This is a genomic window from Aeromicrobium marinum DSM 15272 (assembly GCF_000160775.2).
GTDB lineage: Bacteria > Actinomycetota > Actinomycetes > Propionibacteriales > Nocardioidaceae > Aeromicrobium > Aeromicrobium marinum.
In genome coordinates this window covers 161016-179053 of sequence record NZ_CM001024.1, presented here as the reverse complement: position 1 = coordinate 179053, position 18038 = coordinate 161016, and the positions used below count along the sequence as shown (strand labels likewise).

General features: G+C 70.5%; 15 protein-coding genes and 1 pseudogene. 7 read left to right on the top strand and 9 right to left on the bottom strand.

Going from position 1 to position 18038, the window contains the following annotated elements:
• Position 1: 1 nt before the first annotated feature.
• On the bottom strand, positions 2 to 1186 hold the full coding sequence (locus HMPREF0063_RS01005) for a lipid-transfer protein (protein WP_007076778.1): 1185 nt from the start codon (positions 1184 to 1186) through the stop codon (positions 2 to 4).
• Complete coding sequence (locus HMPREF0063_RS01000) at positions 1186 to 2085, bottom strand: MaoC/PaaZ C-terminal domain-containing protein (RefSeq protein WP_169309961.1); 900 nt, start codon at positions 2083 to 2085, stop codon at positions 1186 to 1188. Before HMPREF0063_RS01000 ends, HMPREF0063_RS01005 begins: the two co-directional genes overlap by 1 nt.
• Positions 2086 to 2220: 135 nt before the next feature.
• On the opposite strand from HMPREF0063_RS01000, the gene HMPREF0063_RS00995 reads away from it, so the two are divergent.
• Complete coding sequence (locus HMPREF0063_RS00995) at positions 2221 to 3258, top strand: AraC family transcriptional regulator (protein WP_007076776.1); 1038 nt, start codon at positions 2221 to 2223, stop codon at positions 3256 to 3258.
• Between the two features lie 59 nt (positions 3259 to 3317).
• Here HMPREF0063_RS00995 and HMPREF0063_RS00990 read toward each other — a convergent pair whose 3' ends face one another.
• The 3 genes from HMPREF0063_RS00990 to HMPREF0063_RS00980 are packed head-to-tail and all read right to left on the bottom strand — an operon-like array spanning position 3318 to position 7482.
• On the bottom strand, positions 3318 to 5054 hold the full coding sequence (locus HMPREF0063_RS00990; protein WP_050760870.1) for a right-handed parallel beta-helix repeat-containing protein: 1737 nt from the start codon (positions 5052 to 5054) through the stop codon (positions 3318 to 3320).
• 29 nt (positions 5055 to 5083) lie between these two features.
• Complete coding sequence (locus HMPREF0063_RS00985; RefSeq protein WP_050760869.1) at positions 5084 to 6283, bottom strand: lipase family protein; 1200 nt, start codon at positions 6281 to 6283, stop codon at positions 5084 to 5086.
• A 38-nt stretch (positions 6284 to 6321) separates the two neighbouring features.
• Complete coding sequence (locus tag HMPREF0063_RS00980; protein ID WP_007076773.1) at positions 6322 to 7482, bottom strand: FG-GAP repeat domain-containing protein; 1161 nt, start codon at positions 7480 to 7482, stop codon at positions 6322 to 6324.
• Between the two features lie 197 nt (positions 7483 to 7679).
• On the opposite strand from HMPREF0063_RS00980, the gene HMPREF0063_RS00975 reads away from it, so the two are divergent.
• Positions 7680 to 8936, top strand: coding sequence for an acyl-CoA dehydrogenase family protein (locus HMPREF0063_RS00975; RefSeq protein WP_040320012.1), 1257 nt, complete (start codon positions 7680 to 7682; stop codon positions 8934 to 8936).
• Between the two features lie 13 nt (positions 8937 to 8949).
• On the opposite strand, the gene HMPREF0063_RS00970 is transcribed toward HMPREF0063_RS00975, so the two are convergent.
• The gene (locus HMPREF0063_RS00970; RefSeq protein WP_156793996.1) at positions 8950 to 9573 is read right to left on the bottom strand and encodes a TetR/AcrR family transcriptional regulator; all 624 of its coding nucleotides are present in this window, start codon (positions 9571 to 9573) and stop codon (positions 8950 to 8952) included.
• A gap of 109 nt (positions 9574 to 9682) precedes the next feature.
• On the opposite strand from HMPREF0063_RS00970, the gene HMPREF0063_RS00965 reads away from it, so the two are divergent.
• Entirely contained in the window at positions 9683 to 11251 is a 1569-nt protein-coding gene (locus tag HMPREF0063_RS00965) for an AMP-binding protein (RefSeq protein ID WP_211208745.1), read from the top strand.
• A gap of 12 nt (positions 11252 to 11263) precedes the next feature.
• Here the strand turns inward: HMPREF0063_RS00965 and HMPREF0063_RS00960 are convergent, their stop codons facing one another.
• Together HMPREF0063_RS00960 and HMPREF0063_RS00955 are read right to left on the bottom strand one after the other, a co-directional pair.
• Positions 11264 to 11758, bottom strand: coding sequence for a hypothetical protein (locus HMPREF0063_RS00960; RefSeq protein ID WP_156793995.1), 495 nt, complete (start codon positions 11756 to 11758; stop codon positions 11264 to 11266).
• 93 nt (positions 11759 to 11851) lie between these two features.
• On the bottom strand, positions 11852 to 12646 hold the full coding sequence (locus HMPREF0063_RS00955) for a MerR family transcriptional regulator (protein ID WP_007076768.1): 795 nt from the start codon (positions 12644 to 12646) through the stop codon (positions 11852 to 11854).
• Between the two features lie 57 nt (positions 12647 to 12703).
• Here HMPREF0063_RS00955 and HMPREF0063_RS00950 point away from each other — a divergent pair, with 57 nt between their 5' ends.
• From HMPREF0063_RS00950 to HMPREF0063_RS00935, 4 genes are all read left to right on the top strand, one after another.
• Positions 12704 to 13699: an alpha/beta hydrolase gene (locus HMPREF0063_RS00950; RefSeq protein ID WP_245527725.1), complete on the top strand. Its 996-nt coding sequence runs from the start codon at positions 12704 to 12706 to the stop codon at positions 13697 to 13699.
• A gap of 45 nt (positions 13700 to 13744) precedes the next feature.
• A complete protein-coding gene (locus tag HMPREF0063_RS00945; protein WP_007076766.1) occupies positions 13745 to 14665 on the top strand; it encodes a hypothetical protein in 921 nt (306 codons plus the stop codon).
• Positions 14662 to 16161: a flavin-containing monooxygenase gene (locus HMPREF0063_RS00940; RefSeq protein ID WP_007076765.1), complete on the top strand. Its 1500-nt coding sequence runs from the start codon at positions 14662 to 14664 to the stop codon at positions 16159 to 16161. The genes HMPREF0063_RS00945 and HMPREF0063_RS00940 overlap by 4 nt, the downstream gene beginning before the upstream one ends.
• A 65-nt stretch (positions 16162 to 16226) precedes the next feature.
• On the top strand, positions 16227 to 17252 hold the full coding sequence (locus tag HMPREF0063_RS00935) for an AurF N-oxygenase family protein (protein ID WP_007076764.1): 1026 nt from the start codon (positions 16227 to 16229) through the stop codon (positions 17250 to 17252).
• Between the two features lie 394 nt (positions 17253 to 17646).
• Here the strand turns inward: HMPREF0063_RS00935 and HMPREF0063_RS16715 are convergent.
• Positions 17647 to 18038 (bottom strand): annotated as a pseudogene (locus tag HMPREF0063_RS16715) (hypothetical protein); the annotation flags it as partial.

The following is an 18038-nucleotide window of genomic DNA, read 5'->3' as shown; positions in this document are numbered from 1 at the left end:
GTCAGGAAGCGGGGCGGTAGGCGGTCACGACGGCGGCGCCGCCGAGACCGATGTTGTGCTGGAGCGCCAGGGTGGCGCCCTGGACCTGTCGGTCGCCGGCGGTGCCGCGCAGCTGCCACGTCAACTCGGCGCACTGCGCCAGACCGGTGGCGCCGAGCGGGTGACCCTTGGAGATCAGGCCGCCGGACGGGTTCACGACGACCTGGCCACCGAAGGTCGTGGCGTCGGCGTCCACGAGGGTGCTGCCCTGGCCCTCCTCGCACAGGCCGAGCGCCTCGTAGGTCAGCAGTTCATTGGTCGAGAAGCAGTCGTGCAGCTCGATCACGTCGATCTGGTCGGGCGTGATGCCGGCCTGCGCGTACACCTGTCGGGCGGCCGTCGCGCTCATGTCGGCACCTACCAGGGTGATCGCGCTCTTGGCCTCGAAGGTCGATGCCAGGTCGGTGACCATCGACTGTCCGACGATCTCCACCGCCCGGTCGCGCAGCCCGTTGGCGTCCAGGAACCGCTCGCTGACGACGATCGCGGCGGCGGAACCCTCCGAGGGGGGCGAGCACTGCAACTTGGTCAGCGGGTCGTAGATCATCGGCGCGGCCTGGATCTGCTCCAGGGAGTAGATGTCCTGGAACTGGGCGTAGGGGTTGGCCGCGGAGTGCCGATGGTTCTTCTCGGCGATCCGGGCGAACTGCTCGGGGGTCGAGCCGAAGCGGCGCATGTGCTCACGGCCCGCCGCCCCGAACATGTACGGCGCAGCCGGCATCGCGAACTCCTCGAGCTCGGCCAGCGCCAGCAGGTGCCGCAACAGGGGCGACTCACGGTCCTCGTAGCCGGCCGCCAATGCACCGGGCAGCATCTTCTCGAAGCCGAGCGCCAGCGCGACGTCGACCTGACCGGAGCGCACCGCCTGGGTCGCCAGGTACAGGGCCGTCGACCCGGTGGAGCAGTTGTTGTTGACGTTGACGACGGGGATACCGGTGAGCCCCAGCTCGTAGACCGCGCGCTGCCCGGCGGTGGAGTCACCGTAGACGTAGCCGACGTAGGCGGCCTCGACCTGGCCGTACTCCAGACCCGCATCGGCCAGGGCGGCCGTCCCGGACTCCCGGGCCATGTCCGGGTAGTCCCATTCCCGCTTCCCCGGCTTCTCGAACTTGGTCATGCCGACGCCGGCGACGAATGCTGCGGTCATCAGGTGCTCGCTTCCTGGCCGCGCACCACGGCGAGGCCATCGGTGATGACGGGGTCGTCCCCGCACATGGTGGTGAACCCGAACGCCGCATCGCTGCCGGCCGCCCCGAGATCGAAGTACCGGGTCGACAGCTGGTCCCCCGGTCGGGCGATGCCGGCGAACCGCACCGCGAGCCGGGACAGTCGGCCGGGATCGGCGGGGCACACCGTCTCGACCAGACCGACTGAGGTGAAGGCCATCGTGCAGAGACCGTGGGCGATGATCCCCGGCAGCCCCATCGCCCGTGCGAACTCGTCGTCGGTGTGGATCGGCATCGGGTCGCCGGATGCGGCGGCGTACCGGTGGGTCTGGTCTGGATCGATCCGCTGCTGGACCACGAAGTCGGCCGGACGGGCCGACACCCGCGGCGACAGGGCGTGCTCGGGGAAGGCCTCACCGGCATCCGGCTCCCACCGCCCGCCACGGAAGAACCCCGCGAACGACTGGCTGACGACCGGCGCTCCGGTGTCGTCCACCGTCTCGATCGCGGTGGTCACCACGACGCCCGACGACTTGCCGTGGATGCCCACCACCCGGGAGCGACTGGTCAGCCGGTCGCCGGCGACGATCGGCCGATGGCTGCGGATGTCCTGCTCACCGTGCAGGATGCGCAGCATCAGGTGGTCGGGGACCGGCGCCATGGCACGTTCGGCCATCAGGGTGAAGGTCGGTACGACCGCGAACACGATCGGCGCCTGCCGGCCGCTGAGGTGCCACGGATGCGGATCGTTGGTGGCGGCGGCGTAGGCCGCGATCTGGTCGCCGGTCACCTCGGTCGTGCTCGGGTCGCCCCAGACACCGATCTGGTCGACGTCGAAGTCGTCGATGAGCGGGGAGTCGCTGGCCGTTGTCGGGGTCACGGTGGCGACGCTACGCACGGCCGGGGCGACTCGACAGGACCGCAGCGGTCGGTGTTCGTGACCCATCCGATCACGTCCGCCCCCCCGGCACCGCGGATAAGACAAGGTGACTTTTCAGTTGGGTAGGCTGAGGCCATGACGCACCGCATCCCGGCCGGGCCCCCGACCGGGGGAGTCCCCGTGCTGGGCGGCCCGACCCTGGGGGTGCACGTCATCCGCGCTGCGATCCGCTGGGCGGCCGACAGCGGTGTCGACCTGACCGTCCCCCTCACCGCTGCGGACCTCACGGCGGCCCAGATCGCCGACGACCACGGCCGGTGCACCGCCGCACAGCTGGCCGCCTTCGTGAGGTCGCTGTGGCGGCTGAGCAATGACGAGTTCTTCGGCCTCGGGAACGCCCCGGTCCCGCGCGGCACCTGGTCGCTGCTGTGCCACGGGCTCATCCACGCCGCGAACCTGAACGACGTGCTGCGGCGCGCCGACCACTTCCTGCCGGTCCTGCCGGGCCTGCCTCGGGTGAGTTTGGTCGACGGCGGCACCTCGACCCGGATCGAACTCGACCTGTCCGGGTTGGACGACCCCGAGTACCTGCTGACTGACCTCGCGGTGATGATCACCCACCGGTTCGGCGCCTGGCTGACCGGGTCGACCGTGCGGCTGGACGAGGTCTGGCTGCCGTACGACCGACCGGCCGAGGACCGCGAGTACCTCCACCTGTTCGGGACCCTGCCGCGGTTCAACGCCCCGACGACGGCACTGGTCGTGAGCCAGGACCAGATGAACCGACCGGTCACGCGCACCGAAGCAGACCTCAACCGGTACCTGCGCAACGCTCCGGTCGACATCTTCGCCCAGCGGGACTACGAGACCACCCTGACCGCCCGGGTGAGGGCGGCGCTCTCGGCCACCCCGGTGCGACAGTGGCCCGACGCCTCCGACCTCGCCTCCGCGTTGGCCTACAGCGAACCCCACCTGCGGCGCCTGCTGCGTGCCGAGGGGTCCAGCATCAGCGGCTTGCGCAACGACCTGCGCCGCGACCTCTCGATCAGCGCCCTCTTGGCCGGTCGGCCCACCGACGAGGTGGCCGAGCTCGTCGGGTTCAGCGAGACCAGCGCCTTCCGGCGAGCCTTCAAGCGGTGGGTCGGCGCCTCCCCCGGCGCCTACCGCCCCTGACCCGCGAACCGGCCCCACGAGCCTCGATGGCCGACACGCGACGGGGATCAGTTGACGGGTCAGCGGCAGTGAGCCGGGGCTGACGCGAGGGCCGATCCGGTGTTGAGCAGTCCGCCGAGCGCCAGCGTCCGCAGCAGACCCGGCCCTCCGGGGCGACCCCACCAGGTGTTCTTGGCCGCCACCTTGTACCGGACCACGTTCGCGGCCAACAGACCCCCGACGACACAGTTCTGACCCACGCTGCCGAGTGCGCCACCGCCGAGGTCGATCGTCGAACGCGTGGTCCGGCCGAAGTCCTCGATCGAGACGTCGGCGATGCTGGACCCGAAGCTCGAACTGCCAGCCAGGTTGCTGCGCTGCACTTTGACCACCAACTCGTCGAGCTTCGTGAAGTTGCGGACACTCAGGTTGCCGCCACGGTTGCCGGTGATCTGCGTGTTGTCGACCTCGACGACGATGCGCCCGCTCGCTCCGGTGCCGTTGACGACGTTGCTCCCGATTGACAGGCCGTTGTTGGAGCAGTCTCGGAGCACACTGTCGCGCACGACGAGACTGACGTCATTGCGGGCGCCGAGGCTGCCGGCCACCACGCAGTCGCCATTATTGAAGGGCAAGATCTTGGTGTCGCCGAACCCGGCAGACCGCTCGACCGTGACGCGCTCGAGCAGCATCTCCATCCGGGCATCGGTGCCCAACGCCCCGTGCTCGACGAGGTCACCCGGTGACCCGGAGAAGTGGCTGTCGCGAACCACGACCGAGACGTCTGATCCGCTGCCCATCGTGACCACCTCCAGCCCGTTCGCTGAGAAGTTCCCGACACCCTTGTCGTTGGTGTAGATGTTCTCGGTGATCGTGACGTGCATGCGTGACGGGCCGACCCCGTTGACGTAGACGCCCTCGGAGTTCGATCCAGCGAGGATGAAGTTCAGCTCCTCGGGGTCGCCGAGATCGGACTGGGTGTTGTCGTGGACGATCGCGGTGAGCTCGGAGGTGTCGCTGGCCTGCATGCCGATCGCGAGGACCGACTTGAAGTCAGGGCCCTGCTTCAACGAGCGCACGTCGTTGCCGCGGACCGTGACATCGGCCGAGGCCGACCCGGCGGTGCGGATGTCGATGCCGTCGCCACAGTCGGCATCGCGTACGAGGTTGTCGGCGATCGTGGCGGTGACCCCCTGGCGCTCGGTGACATCGATCATGATGCCGGCCCAGCCGTTCTGCAGCCCCCCACCGACCGGGATGCCGATGCCCGGCACGTTGGTCGGGCCGATGAACGCCGGAATCAGGAACCCGGGCGTGCACGACGTGTTCTGCCCGGCCACGTCGTTGCCCTCGACCAGGACCTCGGTCACGTCCAGTCCGTAGACCGCACCGCGGCGGGCACCGGTGATGCGCAGGTTCTGAACCGTCGTGCCGTCGGCCAGCCGCACGGCGTCGCCGTCGAGCCGGTCCGTGGTGTTGGTGAGCTGCGGGGCCACCACCGCACCGGCGGTGACGGAGGGGCCCTCCCCCACGAGTCGCTGGCCGGGCTTGAGCTCAATCCCGCCGTCCAGCACCTTCGGGGAGGGCAGTACCACGATGGTGTCGCCCGGCGCTGATGCAGCCTCGGCCTCGGCTAGCGATCCGAACGGCGAGTCGACTGCGCCCGATCCGCCGGCCGCCGAGCCCCCTTGGACGTACCAGGACGGTCCGGCAGCAACTGCGCTGGTGGGAAACACCAGGAGCGCGCCAGCCAGGCTGGCGCACATGGCTGCGACCAGAAGCGGCAGCTTCAGCGGCATCGATCGGTTCACCGTCATGTGGCTCCATTCGGAGGGCGCAGGGATCATCAGCCGGGGATCCTCGAGCAGTTGCTCTTCGCCGGCAGGCCGGCGAAGCGATCCTTGAGGAACCTCACGGCCCGGGGGGCTCCCACGATGATCTCGGTCAGATGTTCGCCCAGCAGCGACTCGACGCTCTGCACGGTGGCACCGCCGTCACAGTAGTTGCGCATCGTCGCGCGGGCCGGCGCGATCGGGGCGAACTGGTCGAACACCGTGTGGTAGTGGTACACCGGCGCGGTGGGGACGCCCGGCAGGTGCAGTGGGCTGTTCTCACGCAGCATGGCCGCGACGGGTGGAACGCTCAGCACGTCAGGTATCGCCTCGATGCTCCCGGTCCGCAGGAGTGGGTATCGCAGCGCGGCGTCGAACAGGCAGTCACCTGCAGTCGCCTCGATCTTCTCCCGCCCTACCTCGTTGATGTACTGCAGGAGGTCGAGTTCCGGGTAGGCCCGCAGGAACCCGTTGAAGCCCATGGGGATCGCGCCGCCGCCGATGCTGCCGCTGAACGCGTCGATCGTGGACCGGACGTCGCCGAGCAGACCGCCCAGCGCGATGCCCTCGAACTCCAACTCCGGCGCGTAGGTCAGCTGCAGTTGGGCTGCGGTGGCCGTCGCCAAGCTCCCACCGGAGTAGCCCCACAAGCCGACCGGCGAATCGGCCAAGCCAGCGGGTGAGAAGTTCTGGACAGCCCGGATGCCATCAAGGACACCCTTGGCCTGTGTGCCGGCGACGAGGAACTCCGACCGCGGGCCCTCGTAGTCGGGCGCGGCGACAGCCCACCCCTGCAACAGGGCCAGTCCGATCAGCGGGGTCTCGCTCAACGAGCCGGTGAATCCGCCCTGGACGCCGGCCCGCAGCGCATACGACGGCGCGCACCGGCCGGCCACGCCATCCTCGGCCGTCTGGTACGAGACCAAGGGCCGCGGGCCGGGCTTCCTCCAGTCCGACAGGGGCACCATGACGGTGGTGACCGTGGCGCTCGGCCGGCCCTTGGAGTCCTCCGTGCGGTACAGGACCTGCCAGGCTCGCGCCGGCAACGGAAGCTCGAAGGCCTTGACGTCGACCGAGCGACTGTCGATGACGTCACCCGGCTCGTAGTCCGCGATGTCGGCGGGAACGGAGTAGAACGGGTCGTCCTCGGGAACCGGCAGCGGCGTCGCAGCCGCGGGGACCGTTGCCCCGGCGGCGACGGCCACGGAGGCCACGAGGGCAACCGCAACCGTCACGGCCCACCGGCGCGCCCTCACGGCGTCACATTCCGAACAGTTGTAATGGTCCCGGGGCTGACGGTGACCATGTCGGTCCGGCCGTCGCCGTCGGCGTCGATCAGCATCGGGTTCTGGGGGAACGACGCCGTGGCAAAGGCGCCGACCTTGGTCGGGCGGGCAGTGCCATTGCCGGCGAGGACCGTCAGGGTGCCCTGCAGGGGATTGGCGAGGGACGAGACCACCAGGTCCTCGCGACCGTCGCCATCCAGATCGGCTGCAGCCGCGCTGGTCGGTCCGGGACCGGCAAACCGCACTGTGGCGGGGAAGACCGACCGGAACCTGCCGATGCCGTTGGTCAGCCCGGTCGCCAGGGTGAAGCTGAACGAGCCGACCGTGGCCGCGTCGTCGAAACCGTCACCGTCCAGGTCGATCGCCACGACGTCCTCGGGGATGAAGCCGGATCCGAGCAGGCGTCCGGTGACCGTGTACCTGCCACCACCGGTACCGACGAGCGCGAAGGTCGTGCCGCTCAATCCATCGACGGCGAAGAGGTCACCGAGCCCGTCGCTGTCGAGTCGGGCCGGCGCGATGGCTGACACCACTCCCGCGCCGGCGACCCAAGAGGTCGGCCCATCGGCAAAGGTGCCAGAACCGTCGTTCAGGAGAGTGTTGATCGACGTGAACGACGGGGAGACCACGTCGAGATCGCCGTCGTTGTCGACGTCGGTGAGGATCGGCTGTACCTGCCCGCCCAACGAGTAGGGGTAGGTGCCGGCTGAGGTGAAGGTGCCGTCGCCGTTGCCGAGCAGCACCTGAAGTTGTGCGACCGTCGCCGTGACGACATCGGCAATCCCGTCGCCGTCGACGTCACCGACGTCCACGCCCTGGCTCCCGGACGTGCCGGGGATGCTGGTGGCAGCGGCGAAGGTGCCGTCGCCGTTGCTGATCGAGACGAGCAGGCCGCCGAAGCCAAGGTTCCCGATCGAGACGATGTCCGGCGACCCGTCGCCGTCGACGTCCGCCGACACGTTGGCTCGTGGGGCCGGACCCGGCCCGGCGCCGTTGTCGATGGCCGACTCGACCGGCGGGGCGAAGTCGATGGAAGCGGCGGACGCAGCGGTCGGGACGAGGGCGACGCACAGGGCCGCGACCGGGACGACGATGGACCGGGGGACCGAAACGTTGAATGACCACATGTGACGCAGGCTATATCGATCCGACTGATCCGACAAGCCCTCGTTTCACTCTGTGGCGTGCTCCGATGATCGATCCGGTCACGGGATGCGAGCCCTCGGGTCATCGCTTCCGCCGCCCGGCCGCCCTAGCGTCCACCCATGGACCTCAGCAGGAGCAGGACAGCACGCCGGACGCCGGAGCCCTCGGGGACGAGCGCATGATCGAGTGGTCGGAGTCCGACCTCGCGGTCCGCGATGCCGTGCGCGACTGGATCGACACCGAGCTGCGCCCGCACCTGGACCGCCTCGAGTCGGGCGACCTGCCCCCGTACGACCTCGTCCGGAAGCTCTTCGCCGACTTCGGCATCGACACCGTGGCCTCCGAGGCCCTGGCGGCCATGCTCGCGGCCGACCGCCGACGGCAGCAGCCCTCCGACGGGACCGCCGACGAGCCCGCGCCCCCGTCGCCGGCCGGCGACCTGGACGGCGCGGCCTCCATGGCGGCGGTGCTGGTCAGTGAGCTCGCCGGCGTGAGCCTCGGGTCCGTCGCGTCGGTCACCGTCTCGCTGGGGCTCGGCGCCGGCACCATCGCGAGCAAGGGGACGCTCGAGCAGAAGGAACGCTGGCTGCCCCGGCTGGTGACCGCAGAGCACATCGCGGCGTGGGCGATCACCGAACCGGAGTCCGGGTCGGACGCGTTCGGGGGCATGACCACGACCGTCCGCCGCGACGGCGACGACTACCTCCTCACGGGGCACAAGACGTTCATCACCAACGGCCCGTACGCCGACGTGATCGTCGTCTACGCCAAGCTCGACGAGGGCGACGGGACCCCGGTCCGCGACCGCCCCGTGCTCACCTTCGTCCTCGACCGCGGCATGGACGGGCTGGTCCAGGGCGCACCGTTCAAGAAGATGGGCATGATGTCGTCGCCGACCGGCGAGCTGTTCTTCGACCGGGTCCGCCTCACCCCCGACCGCCTCCTGGGCGGGGAGAAGCCGACGGGCGGCAGCGACGACGGGCGCGAGAGTGCCCGGCAGAACTTCGTGATGGAGCGGGTGGGCTGCGCCGTGCTGTCCCTGGGCATCATCCAGGAGTGCCACCGTCTGAGCATCGACTACGCCCGGCAGCGCGAGCTCTGGGGCCGGCCCATCGGCGACCTGCAGCTGATCCAGCTCAAGCTCGCGAAGATGGAGGTCGCCCGCCTCAACGTGCAGAACATGGTGTTCTCCGCCCTGGAGCACCTGCGCTCCGGCCGCATGCCGAGCCTGGCCGAGGCGTCGGCGGTCAAGCTCTACTCCACCGAGGTCGCCACCGACGTGGCCATGGACGCCGTGCAGCTGTTCGGCGGCAACGGCTACATGGCCGAGTACCGGGTGGAGCAGCTGGCGCGCGACGCCAAGTCGCTCATGATCTACGCCGGCAGCAACGAGGTGCAGGTCACCCATGTGGCGAAGGGCCTGCTGGCCCGCTGACGGCCGGTGGTCTTCAGGCGGCGATGAGCGCGACCGCCAGGTCGGCGAGCATAGACTCCAGGTGCTCCACGCTGTGCCGACCGGGCCGCAGCGTCCAGTCGTAGACGATCGCGGTGGCGGCCCCGGCGAGCGCGAGCGAGGCGAACCGGAAGTCGCGATCGGTGATCTCCCCACGCCGCACGGCGGCCGACCCCTCGGTGGTGATGATCTCCACCAGCGACTCCCGGAAGGCGAGCCGCTTCTCCTCCATCTGCGGGCTGACCCCCATGATCTCGACGAAGGCGATGCGCGCGGTGCGGACGTCGCGCACCATCGGGCTGAGGTAGGCCAGGAACGCCGCCGGCACGCGCTCGACCATCGGACGCCCCTCGGTCTCGGCCAGGCTGGTCATCGCGGCTGAACCCGAGGCCGAGATGATGCTGTCGTACAGGTCGATGAAGGCGGCTTCCTTGTTGTCGTAGTGCTGGTAGAAGTGGCGCGTCGACACCCCTGCCGTGGAGCAGATCCTCTCGACCGTCGTGCTGGCGTAGCCGCTCCCCCCGATCAGTTCGCGGCAGGCCGACCGGACGCGCTCACGCCGGTGCGCGTCGCGCTCCTCGGCGGTCTGGCCGGCGTAGCGGCGGGCGGTCGTCGTCACGGTCACTCCTCAGGGCAGGTCTTGTCATCGTAGGACGCCGCCGACTACTGTCGGCGAGGTGAAACGAAAAGGCGACATTTCCGTTCATGGTCGCACCTCGCCGTCGGTCGTGCACAGCGTGCGGGTGCTCCTCGGGTCCGGTGTCGTCGACCTGCGCCGGCCCGTGCTGACCCTGCAGTCCAGTCTGGCCGTCCGCACCCGCGGGCCGATCGCCGGTGCCGCGTTCATCGCCGCCCGCCGCCGGCCCGACGACGTCGCGGTGATCGACGACGACGGCCCGCTCACCTACGGCGAGCTCGACCTGCGGACCAACGCCCTGGCCCGGGCCATCACCGCGGCCGGCGTGGCCGAGGGTGACGCCGTCGGCGTGCTGTGCCGCGACCACCGCGGCGTCATCGAGGTCATGGTCGCGGCCGGCAAGAGCGGCGCCCGGCTGGTGCTGCTCAACACCGGGTTCGCCCCACCCCAGCTGGCCGACGTGCTGGTGCGCGAGGGGGTGAAGCTGCTGATCGCCGACGCCGAGTTCGACGCCCTGCTGGCCGCGGCGCCCGACCACGTCACCACCGCCGTGGTCGGCGGCCCCGCAGCCGGCCCGCACCTCGTCGTCGACGACCTGGTGGCCGCGCACTCCACCGACCGGCTCCCCGCCCCGTCCCGTCAGGGAGGGCTGGTGCTGCTCACGGGCGGCACGACCGGCACGCCGAAGGGCGCACCCCGCCAGGTCGGTTCACCACTGGCGGCCGCCCAGTTCCTCGAGCGCATCCCCCAGCGCCGCGGCGACGTCCTGCTGATCGCCGCCCCCACGTTCCATGGCACCGGCCTGTCCCAGCTGATCCTCGCGATGGCGCTGGGGTCCACCGTCGTGCTGCGCCGGCGCTTCGACGCCGAGGCCACCGTCCGCGCCGTGGAGCAGCACCGCGTGACGATGTTGGTGCTCGTGCCGACGATGCTGCAGCGGATCCTCGCGCTGGAGGACCTCGCCGCGCACGACACCTCGTCCTTGCGCATCATCCTCTGCGCGGGCGCCGCCCTGCCCGCCGAGCTGGGCGACCGCGCCACGGCTGCGTTCGGGCCCGTGGTGCACAACCTCTACGGCTGCACCGAGGTCGCCCTCGCGACCGTCGCGACGCCCGAGGACTGGGCGGCGGCCCCCGGCACGGCCGGGCGCCCGCCCCGCGGCGTCCAGGTGGCCCTGTTCGACGCCGACGACCAGCCGGTGACCGCGTCGGGCGTGTCGGCCCGGATCTTCGTCAGCAACGGCCTGCGCTTCGAGGGTTACTCCGGGGGAGGCACCAAGCCCACCATCGGTGCGTTCATGGGCACCGGCGACACCGGCCACTGGGACGACGACGGCCGGCTGTTCGTCGACGGCCGTGACGACGACATGATCGTGTCCGGCGGCGAGAACGTGTTCCCCGGCGAGATCGAGCAGGTCGTCGGCACCCTCGACGGCGTGGTCGACGTCGCGTCGCTGCCCGTCGACGACGTCGAGTTCGGGACGCGCCTGCGTCTGTTCGTGGTGACCGACGGCTCGGCACCGGTCGACGCCGACCTGGTGAAGGCGCACGTCCGGTCGCACCTGGCCCGGTTCAAGGTGCCGCGGGAGGTCGTGGTCGTCGAGGCCATCCCCTACACGCCCACCGGCAAGGTCGATCGCCGCGTCCTGGCGACGCTGTAGCCCCTGCCCGGCTCACTCGCCGGCCGGCGGGATCGACACGTCGGCGTAGGGACCGGTGCGCGCCTCGACCCGCACCGTCGTGACGATCGGGTCGCTCTCCGCGAAGGTCAGCTCGAGCGGCGCACGGAATCCCGGCACGAGTCGCACCGACGACAGGACGACCTCGGGCTGCTCGGCCAGACGGACCGGCTCGTCGGACGGCAGGGTCACGGGTCCCCCGACCAGGTCCACCGCGATCGGCAGCTCGAGCAGGCTCTCGCCCTCGGCATCCACGTCGACCAGCCGGTCGGCCCCGGGTCCGCGGTTGAGCAGGGTGCCGATCAGCACCCCTCGCCCGTCGCCGTCGACCACGATCACCAGGTTCGCCGCGGTGACGCTCTCCGTGCGCTCGACCTGCCCGGACGACCGCTCGTGCTGCGGCGGGTCCGCGTCACAGCCGGCCGTCGCCAGGACCAGCCCGGCCATCAGTGCGGGGACGGCCCGTCGGGCCGCACGGCGCCATGTCATCGTCGTACCTCCGTGGCTCGGGGACATCACACGCACGTGACGTACCCGAGTCATGGCGCACCACACGTCGTGGTCGCCTCAGGTGCGGCGGCCTCAGGTGCGCCCGGCGGCGGCGACGCGGGCCAGGTGCTCGTCGAGGGCGCGCTTCATGCTCTCCTCCATCGACTTGGCCAGCATCTCCCGCACGGTGACCAGGGTGGAGTGTCGCAGCTCGCCGAACATCGACGCGGCCTCCGGGGCCTCACTGCCCGACGGCACCCAGGTGTCGCCGTGCTCGGAGATGAGGTGACGGGAAGCGGTCTCGACCAGCCGGTCGGCGACCCCCGACAGCGACGCGTCCATCGACTCGTAGAGGTCGATCAGGTCGGCCTGGGGCCACCCCAGCGCCACGACCCGCTCGAACACCGAGAGCAGTCGTGCGCTGCGGAACGTCGACACGTCGCCCTCGTGCTCGACCCACCCGATCGCGGCGAGGCGGTCGACGTGCTCGTCCCCGCCGACCCGGCGCGCCAGCTCGGTCCGCAGCATCTCGACCGGCACCTCGTCGGACCACGGGTCGGTCACGGCGCCCTCGAGGTCGATGACCTGGCCGAGGTCGCGGCCGTTGTCCCAGGCGTCGAGCAGCTCGTGGATCTGCGCCGAGGCGTACCCCCGCTGCAGCAGCGACAGGATGCGACGCAGCCGGCGAACGTGCGAGTCGGAGTAGATGCCGGCCCGCCCGAGGAGCTTCGGCGGGTGCAGGAGTCCGCGGTCCTGGTACGCCCGGATGTTGCGGACGGTGGTGCCGACGGTGCGTGCCAGGTCGTCGATGCGGTAGTCGGCCACTGCTCCTCCTCCGGTGCGGATGATCTGCTCGGAGTGGTTGACATCCCCGATCAGTGACCCCATGCTAGCCGTATGACTGTGACATCGACCAATGGTTCATACATCGATGAGAACTTGCGGGTGTCCTCACGGGCACGACTCGGGTCGGCCGTCACGGCTCGCACGCTCCGCCCGTTCAGCCAGGTGGCCCCGCAGGGCCGGCTGGGTGTCGCGATCACCCGGGCCATCATCGCCTCCTCGATGCACTCGCTCGGGCAGGGGGCACCCGACACCGACATCACCCGGATCCGTCACCGCTCGCCCGACGGACAGGTCATCGGCGAGTGGGTCCGGCCCGCGGCGGCCCGCCGCACCGACGCGGTGATCCTGTACCTGCACGGCAGCGCGTTCGTCGCCTGTTCCCCGCGCACCCACCGCAAGCTGGTGTCGCGCATCGCCGCCGCCAGCGGCACCCCGGCGTTCACGGTGCAGTACCGCCGCGCCCCCCGGCACCGCTTCCCCGCGGCGTCCGACGACGCCCTGCGCGCCTACCGGTGGTTGGTCCACCAGGGCCACCAGCGCATCGTGGTGGCCGGGGACTCCGCGGGCGGACACCTCGCCGTCGACCTGGCCCTCGAGCTCGCCCGCACCGGCGAGCAGCAGCCCGAGGCCCTGGTGCTGCTGTCCCCCCTCTACGACACCTCGTTCTCCCTCGCCGCGGCCCGCGAGCTGGTGCAGCGCGACCCGATGATCTCCGCCGCCCGCGCCCGCACGCTCGTCGACCACTACACGGTCGGGGTCGACCCCGACCACCACCGGCTCCGGCTGGCCGTGCGCGAGGCGCCCGCCCTGCCCCCGACCCTCATCCAGGCCGGCGGCGCCGAGATGCTCGCCGCCGACGCCGAGCAGCTCGCGGCCGACATCACCGCCGCGGGCGGCACCTGCGAGCTGCAGGTGTGGCCGGGCCAGATGCACGTGTTCCAGGCCATGCCGCGCATGGCCCCCGAGGCGGGACGCGCCGTCGGCGTCGTCGGACGTTTCGTCCGCCGGCAACTGGCCACGCCGGCGGCCGCCACGCGCAAGCCCAAGCCGCCTCGGGTCACCCGCGCCGCGGCCGCGCGCCGACGCGCCTCCTGACCTCACCACGACCGTCCCTGCACCACCCACGACAGGAGCACGACCATGGCACTCGACCTCGACAAGACCCTGGCCACGATCAAGGAGCGCCAGTGGGCGCTGGCCGACATCGACTGGGACGCCCCCGGCGCCGACAACCTGAGCACCGAGCAGAAGGCCAAGCTGAAGGACTTCATGGCCGACCTGGTGTGGATCGAGAACATCGGCGCCCGCGGCTTCTCCGCGATGGCCAAGAAGGCCCCCACCGACACCCTGCGCGACATCTACACCTACTTCCACGCCGAGGAGCAGCGGCACGCCAACGCCGAGCTCGCCCTGATGCGTCGGTGGGGCATGCTCGAGGCCGACGAGGTCCCCGAGCCCAACATCAACGTCCGCCTCGCGATCGAGTGGCTCGACAAGTACGCCGACAGCATGTCGCTGTCGGTGCTGGGCACCGTCATCCCGATGCTCGAGGTCGCGCTCGACGGCGCCCTCGTCAAGTTCCTCATGGACGAGGTCGAGGACCCGATCTGCCACGAGGTCTTCCAGCTCATCAACGCCGACGAGTCGCGCCACCTGGCCGTCGACTTCGAGGTGCTCGACATGCTCGGTCACGCCAAGATGCGCAAGATCCTGATCGAGTTCGCCGGCAACGCCCTCAGCCCCTCGCTGCTCATCGGCGCGCTCATGTACATCCCCCTGCTCAACCGCATGCGCGACAACATCGCCCACATGGGCATCGACGAGGACCGCCTCTACGTCGCGCTCAAGCGGTTCTCGAACGTCGGAGACCGCAGCGAGTTCACCCGTCGGCTGCCGCTCTACCAGGTGATCAAGTGGCAGGGCGCCATGGTGATCGACCGCAGCCACCCGTACCACCTGCTGGCCGACAAGATGGTCATGGCGTCGACGCACTACCCGCGCCGCCTGCTGCGGTCGCTGCCGTCGTGGTCCAAGGAACTCACCTACGAGCCGCAGGCATGAGCGAGCGTCAGCGCACCCCCATGGCGCACACGACCGTCGTGATCGGTGCGGGCTTCGCCGGACTCGGCGCCGCGGCCCGGCTGCGCGCCGCCGGCATCGAGGACGTCGTCGTCCTCGAACGCTCGGACCGCGTCGGCGGCACCTGGCGCGACAACACCTACCCGGGCGCGGCCTGCGACATCCCGTCGCTGCTGTACTCCTACTCGTTCGCCCAGAACCCGCAGTGGTCGCGCACCTACGCCGGCAGCGACGAGATCCTCGCCTACGTGGAGTCGATCGCCGACGACTTCGGGGTCCGCGACCTGATCCGGTTCGACACCGAGGTCACCTCGCTGACCTTCGACGAGCCGTCCGGCGAGTGGACCGTCGAGGTTGCGAAGGGCAAGAGCCTGCGTGCCCGCAGCGTCATCGTGGCGTCCGGCCCGCTGTCGAACTCCTCGTGGCCCTCGATCCCGGGGCTCGACACCTACGAGGGCCACAAGATCCACAGCGCACGCTGGGACCACGACTTCGACCCCCGCGGCAAGCGCATCGGCGTGGTCGGCACCGGTGCGAGCGCGGTGCAGATCATCCCCGAGCTGGTCAAGGAGGCCGAGTTCGTCAAGGTCTTCCAGCGGACCCCCGGCTGGGTGATGCCGCGCATGGACACCCGGCGTCCCGACTGGACCAAGGCACTGTTCGCCAAGGCGCCGCCGGTGCAGACCGCGGCCCGGCAGGCGTGGTTCTGGGGCCACGAGGCGATGGCGCTCGGGCTGGTCTGGAACTCCCCCGTCACCTCGCTCGTGCAGCAGGTGTCCCGTGCCCACCTGCGCCGTCAGGTCAAGGACCCGTGGATGCGCCGCCAGCTGACCCCGGACTTCCGCGCCGGCTGCAAGCGGATGCTCATGTCCAGCGACTACTACCCGGCCCTGCAGGCCGACAACTGCAAGCTGTTCACCTGGCCGATCGCGACGATGTCGCCCGCCGGCATCCGCACCTCGGACGGGGTCGAGCACGTGCTCGACGCCGTCGTGTTCGCGACCGGCTACGACATCAGCAAGCAGGGCTCGCCGATCCCGGTCCACGGTCGCGACGGCCGGTCGCTCGACGACGAGTGGTCCGGCGGCGTGTACGCCTACAAGAGCGCCAGCGTGTCCGGCTACCCCAACCTGTTCCTCACCTTCGGCCCCAACTCCGGCCCCGGCCACAACTCGGCACTGGTCTACATGGAGGAGCAGATCGAGTACGCCGTGCACGGGGTGCGCGCGATCGTCGAGGACGACCTCGCGGTGCTCGACGTGCGCCCGGAGGTGCAGGACGCCTACAACGCCCGGATGCAGGAGCGCCTCTCGCGCACCACGTGGAACTCCGGCTGCCGCAGCTGGTACCTCACGCCCGACGGCTTCAACGGCACCATGTACCCCGGCTTCGCGACCCAGTTCGCCCGGCAGATGCGCTCGTTCCGGCTGACCGACTACGAGCGCCGACCGATTACATCACCCGTCAATGTCACATAGGTGTTGACACGTAGCGCAGGGCGGCGGACGATGGACACACCCCTCGGGACCACGGAAGGCTCACCATGACCCAGACGATCGAGAATCCCGCACCGTCCGCCGACCTGCCCGACCTGTCGGCCGGTCTCACCCGCGAGCAGTACGCCGCGGCGCTGAAGACCCTGTCGGAGGGGTCGGTCGAGCGGCACTTCGACGCCTTTCTCGACGTCGACTGGGACAGCGAGGCCTTCCAGATCCGGCACGACGATCCCCGCTGGGTCCTGCCCCCCAACACCGACCCGCTCGGCAGCCACCCGTGGTACCTCGCGCTGCCGCAGGAGCGTCAGATCGAGATCGGCATGTGGCGCCAGGCGAACATCCTGCGCGTCGGCCTGCAGTTCGAGAACGTCCTGATCCGCGGCATCATGCAGTACGTCTTCACCCTGCCCAACGGCTCCCCGGAGTACCGGTACCTCACCCACGAGGCCACCGAGGAGTGCCACCACACCCAGATGTTCCAGGAGACGGTCAACCGCATCGGCATCGACGTGCCGGGCATGCCGCGCTGGGTCAAGACGCTGCTGCCGGTCATCCCCATGACGGCCTCGGTCGTCCCCGTGGCGTTCTTCATCATGGTGCTGTCCGGCGAGGAGCCGATCGACCACACCCAGAAGGCGATCCTGCGCGACGGTCACCAGATGCCGCCCGTCATGCAGCGCATCATGGAGATCCACGTGGCCGAGGAGGCCCGGCACATCTCCTTCGCCCACGAGTACCTGAAGTACCACGCGCCGCGGATGGGCCGGCTGAACCGGTTCGCCGCCTCGATCGCGTTCCCCATCATCATGCGGGCCGGCTGCGACCTGATCATGGTTCCGCCCGCCGACTTCCGCAAGGAGTTCGACATCCCGAAGTCGGTCATCAAGGAGCTGTACTGGAAGGCCCCGGAGTCCCGCGAGCGTCTCGCCGAGCTGTTCGCCGACGTACGGATGCTGGCCGAGGAGGCCGGGCTGATGAACCGGGTGTCCCGTGTGGTGTGGCGGCTGCTCAAGATCGACGGTCGCAGCTCTCGCTTCCGCGGCCACCCCGCGCCGCACCTGCGGGCCGCCTGACCCTCACGTTCGCCCGGTGGTTTCGAGGCTGCTCGTCCCTCGCAGCACCTCAACCACCGACCGCGCGCGACCACGTGTTCGCCAGCCCGAGCGTGCGAGGGCGTGAGCGCAGCGAGGCGAACCCCACCCGAGTGTCGCCTCGGGCTCCGCCCTCACGGTCGCTCCGCTCCCTGGCGACCGCGACCCCGCGCGACCCTCGGGCTCGCGACCACGTGTTCGCCAGCCCGAGGAACGAGGGCGTGAGCGCAGCGAGGCGAACCCACGCGACCATGCGTTCGCCAGCCCGAGGAACGAGGGCGTGAGCGCAGCGAGGCGAACCCCACCCGAGTGAGTCGCCTCGGGCTCCGCCCTCACGGTCGCTCCGCTCCCTGGCGACCACGACCCCGCGCGACCCTCAGCGAGGCTGACCGTAGAAGCGGTAGCTCCCCGACCCCGACACCGCGACGACCCGCCAGCGGTAGAAGCCGTCGGGCACCGAGACCCGGACGTCCTCGACCGGGCCGGCCGTCCGCGACGAGGCGACCGAGTTCCAGCTGCAGAGGATCAGCAGGCACGACTGACGCTCGAGGACCAGGTCGACGTCGACCGTGGCGGCGCCCCGCAGGAAACCGGCGACCGGTCCCCCGGCGCGGAAACCGCCCACGCCGGGATGCAGCGCCGACCCGCCGGCGGACAGGCTGCCGGTGTACTCGGTGCAGCCGGCGCACGGCGCTCCCGGAGCGGGAGCCGGCGGCTGGGGCTGACTCGGCGGTGCCGGTGCCGCGACCGGCGGCGCAGGTGCGGGCG

Excerpts from the sequence above, each read along its gene's own strand:
- HMPREF0063_RS00945 (WP_007076766.1), top strand. The coding sequence starts at position 13,745 with ATGGCACTCGACCTCGACAAGACCCTGGCCACGATCAAGGAGCGCCAG.
- HMPREF0063_RS00940 (WP_007076765.1), top strand. The coding sequence starts at position 14,662 with ATGAGCGAGCGTCAGCGCACCCCCATGGCGCACACGACCGTCGTGATC.
- HMPREF0063_RS00975 (WP_040320012.1), top strand. The coding sequence starts at position 7,680 with ATGATCGAGTGGTCGGAGTCCGACCTCGCGGTCCGCGATGCCGTGCGC.
- HMPREF0063_RS00995 (WP_007076776.1), top strand. The coding sequence starts at position 2,221 with ATGACGCACCGCATCCCGGCCGGGCCCCCGACCGGGGGAGTCCCCGTG.
- HMPREF0063_RS00980 (WP_007076773.1), bottom strand. The coding sequence starts at position 7,482 with ATGTGGTCATTCAACGTTTCGGTCCCCCGGTCCATCGTCGTCCCGGTC.
- HMPREF0063_RS00960 (WP_156793995.1), bottom strand. The coding sequence starts at position 11,758 with ATGACATGGCGCCGTGCGGCCCGACGGGCCGTCCCCGCACTGATGGCC.
- HMPREF0063_RS00935 (WP_007076764.1), top strand. The coding sequence starts at position 16,227 with ATGACCCAGACGATCGAGAATCCCGCACCGTCCGCCGACCTGCCCGAC.
- HMPREF0063_RS00955 (WP_007076768.1), bottom strand. The coding sequence starts at position 12,646 with ATGGGGTCACTGATCGGGGATGTCAACCACTCCGAGCAGATCATCCGC.
- HMPREF0063_RS00990 (WP_050760870.1), bottom strand. The coding sequence starts at position 5,054 with ATGACGGTGAACCGATCGATGCCGCTGAAGCTGCCGCTTCTGGTCGCA.
- HMPREF0063_RS01005 (WP_007076778.1), bottom strand. The coding sequence starts at position 1,186 with ATGACCGCAGCATTCGTCGCCGGCGTCGGCATGACCAAGTTCGAGAAG.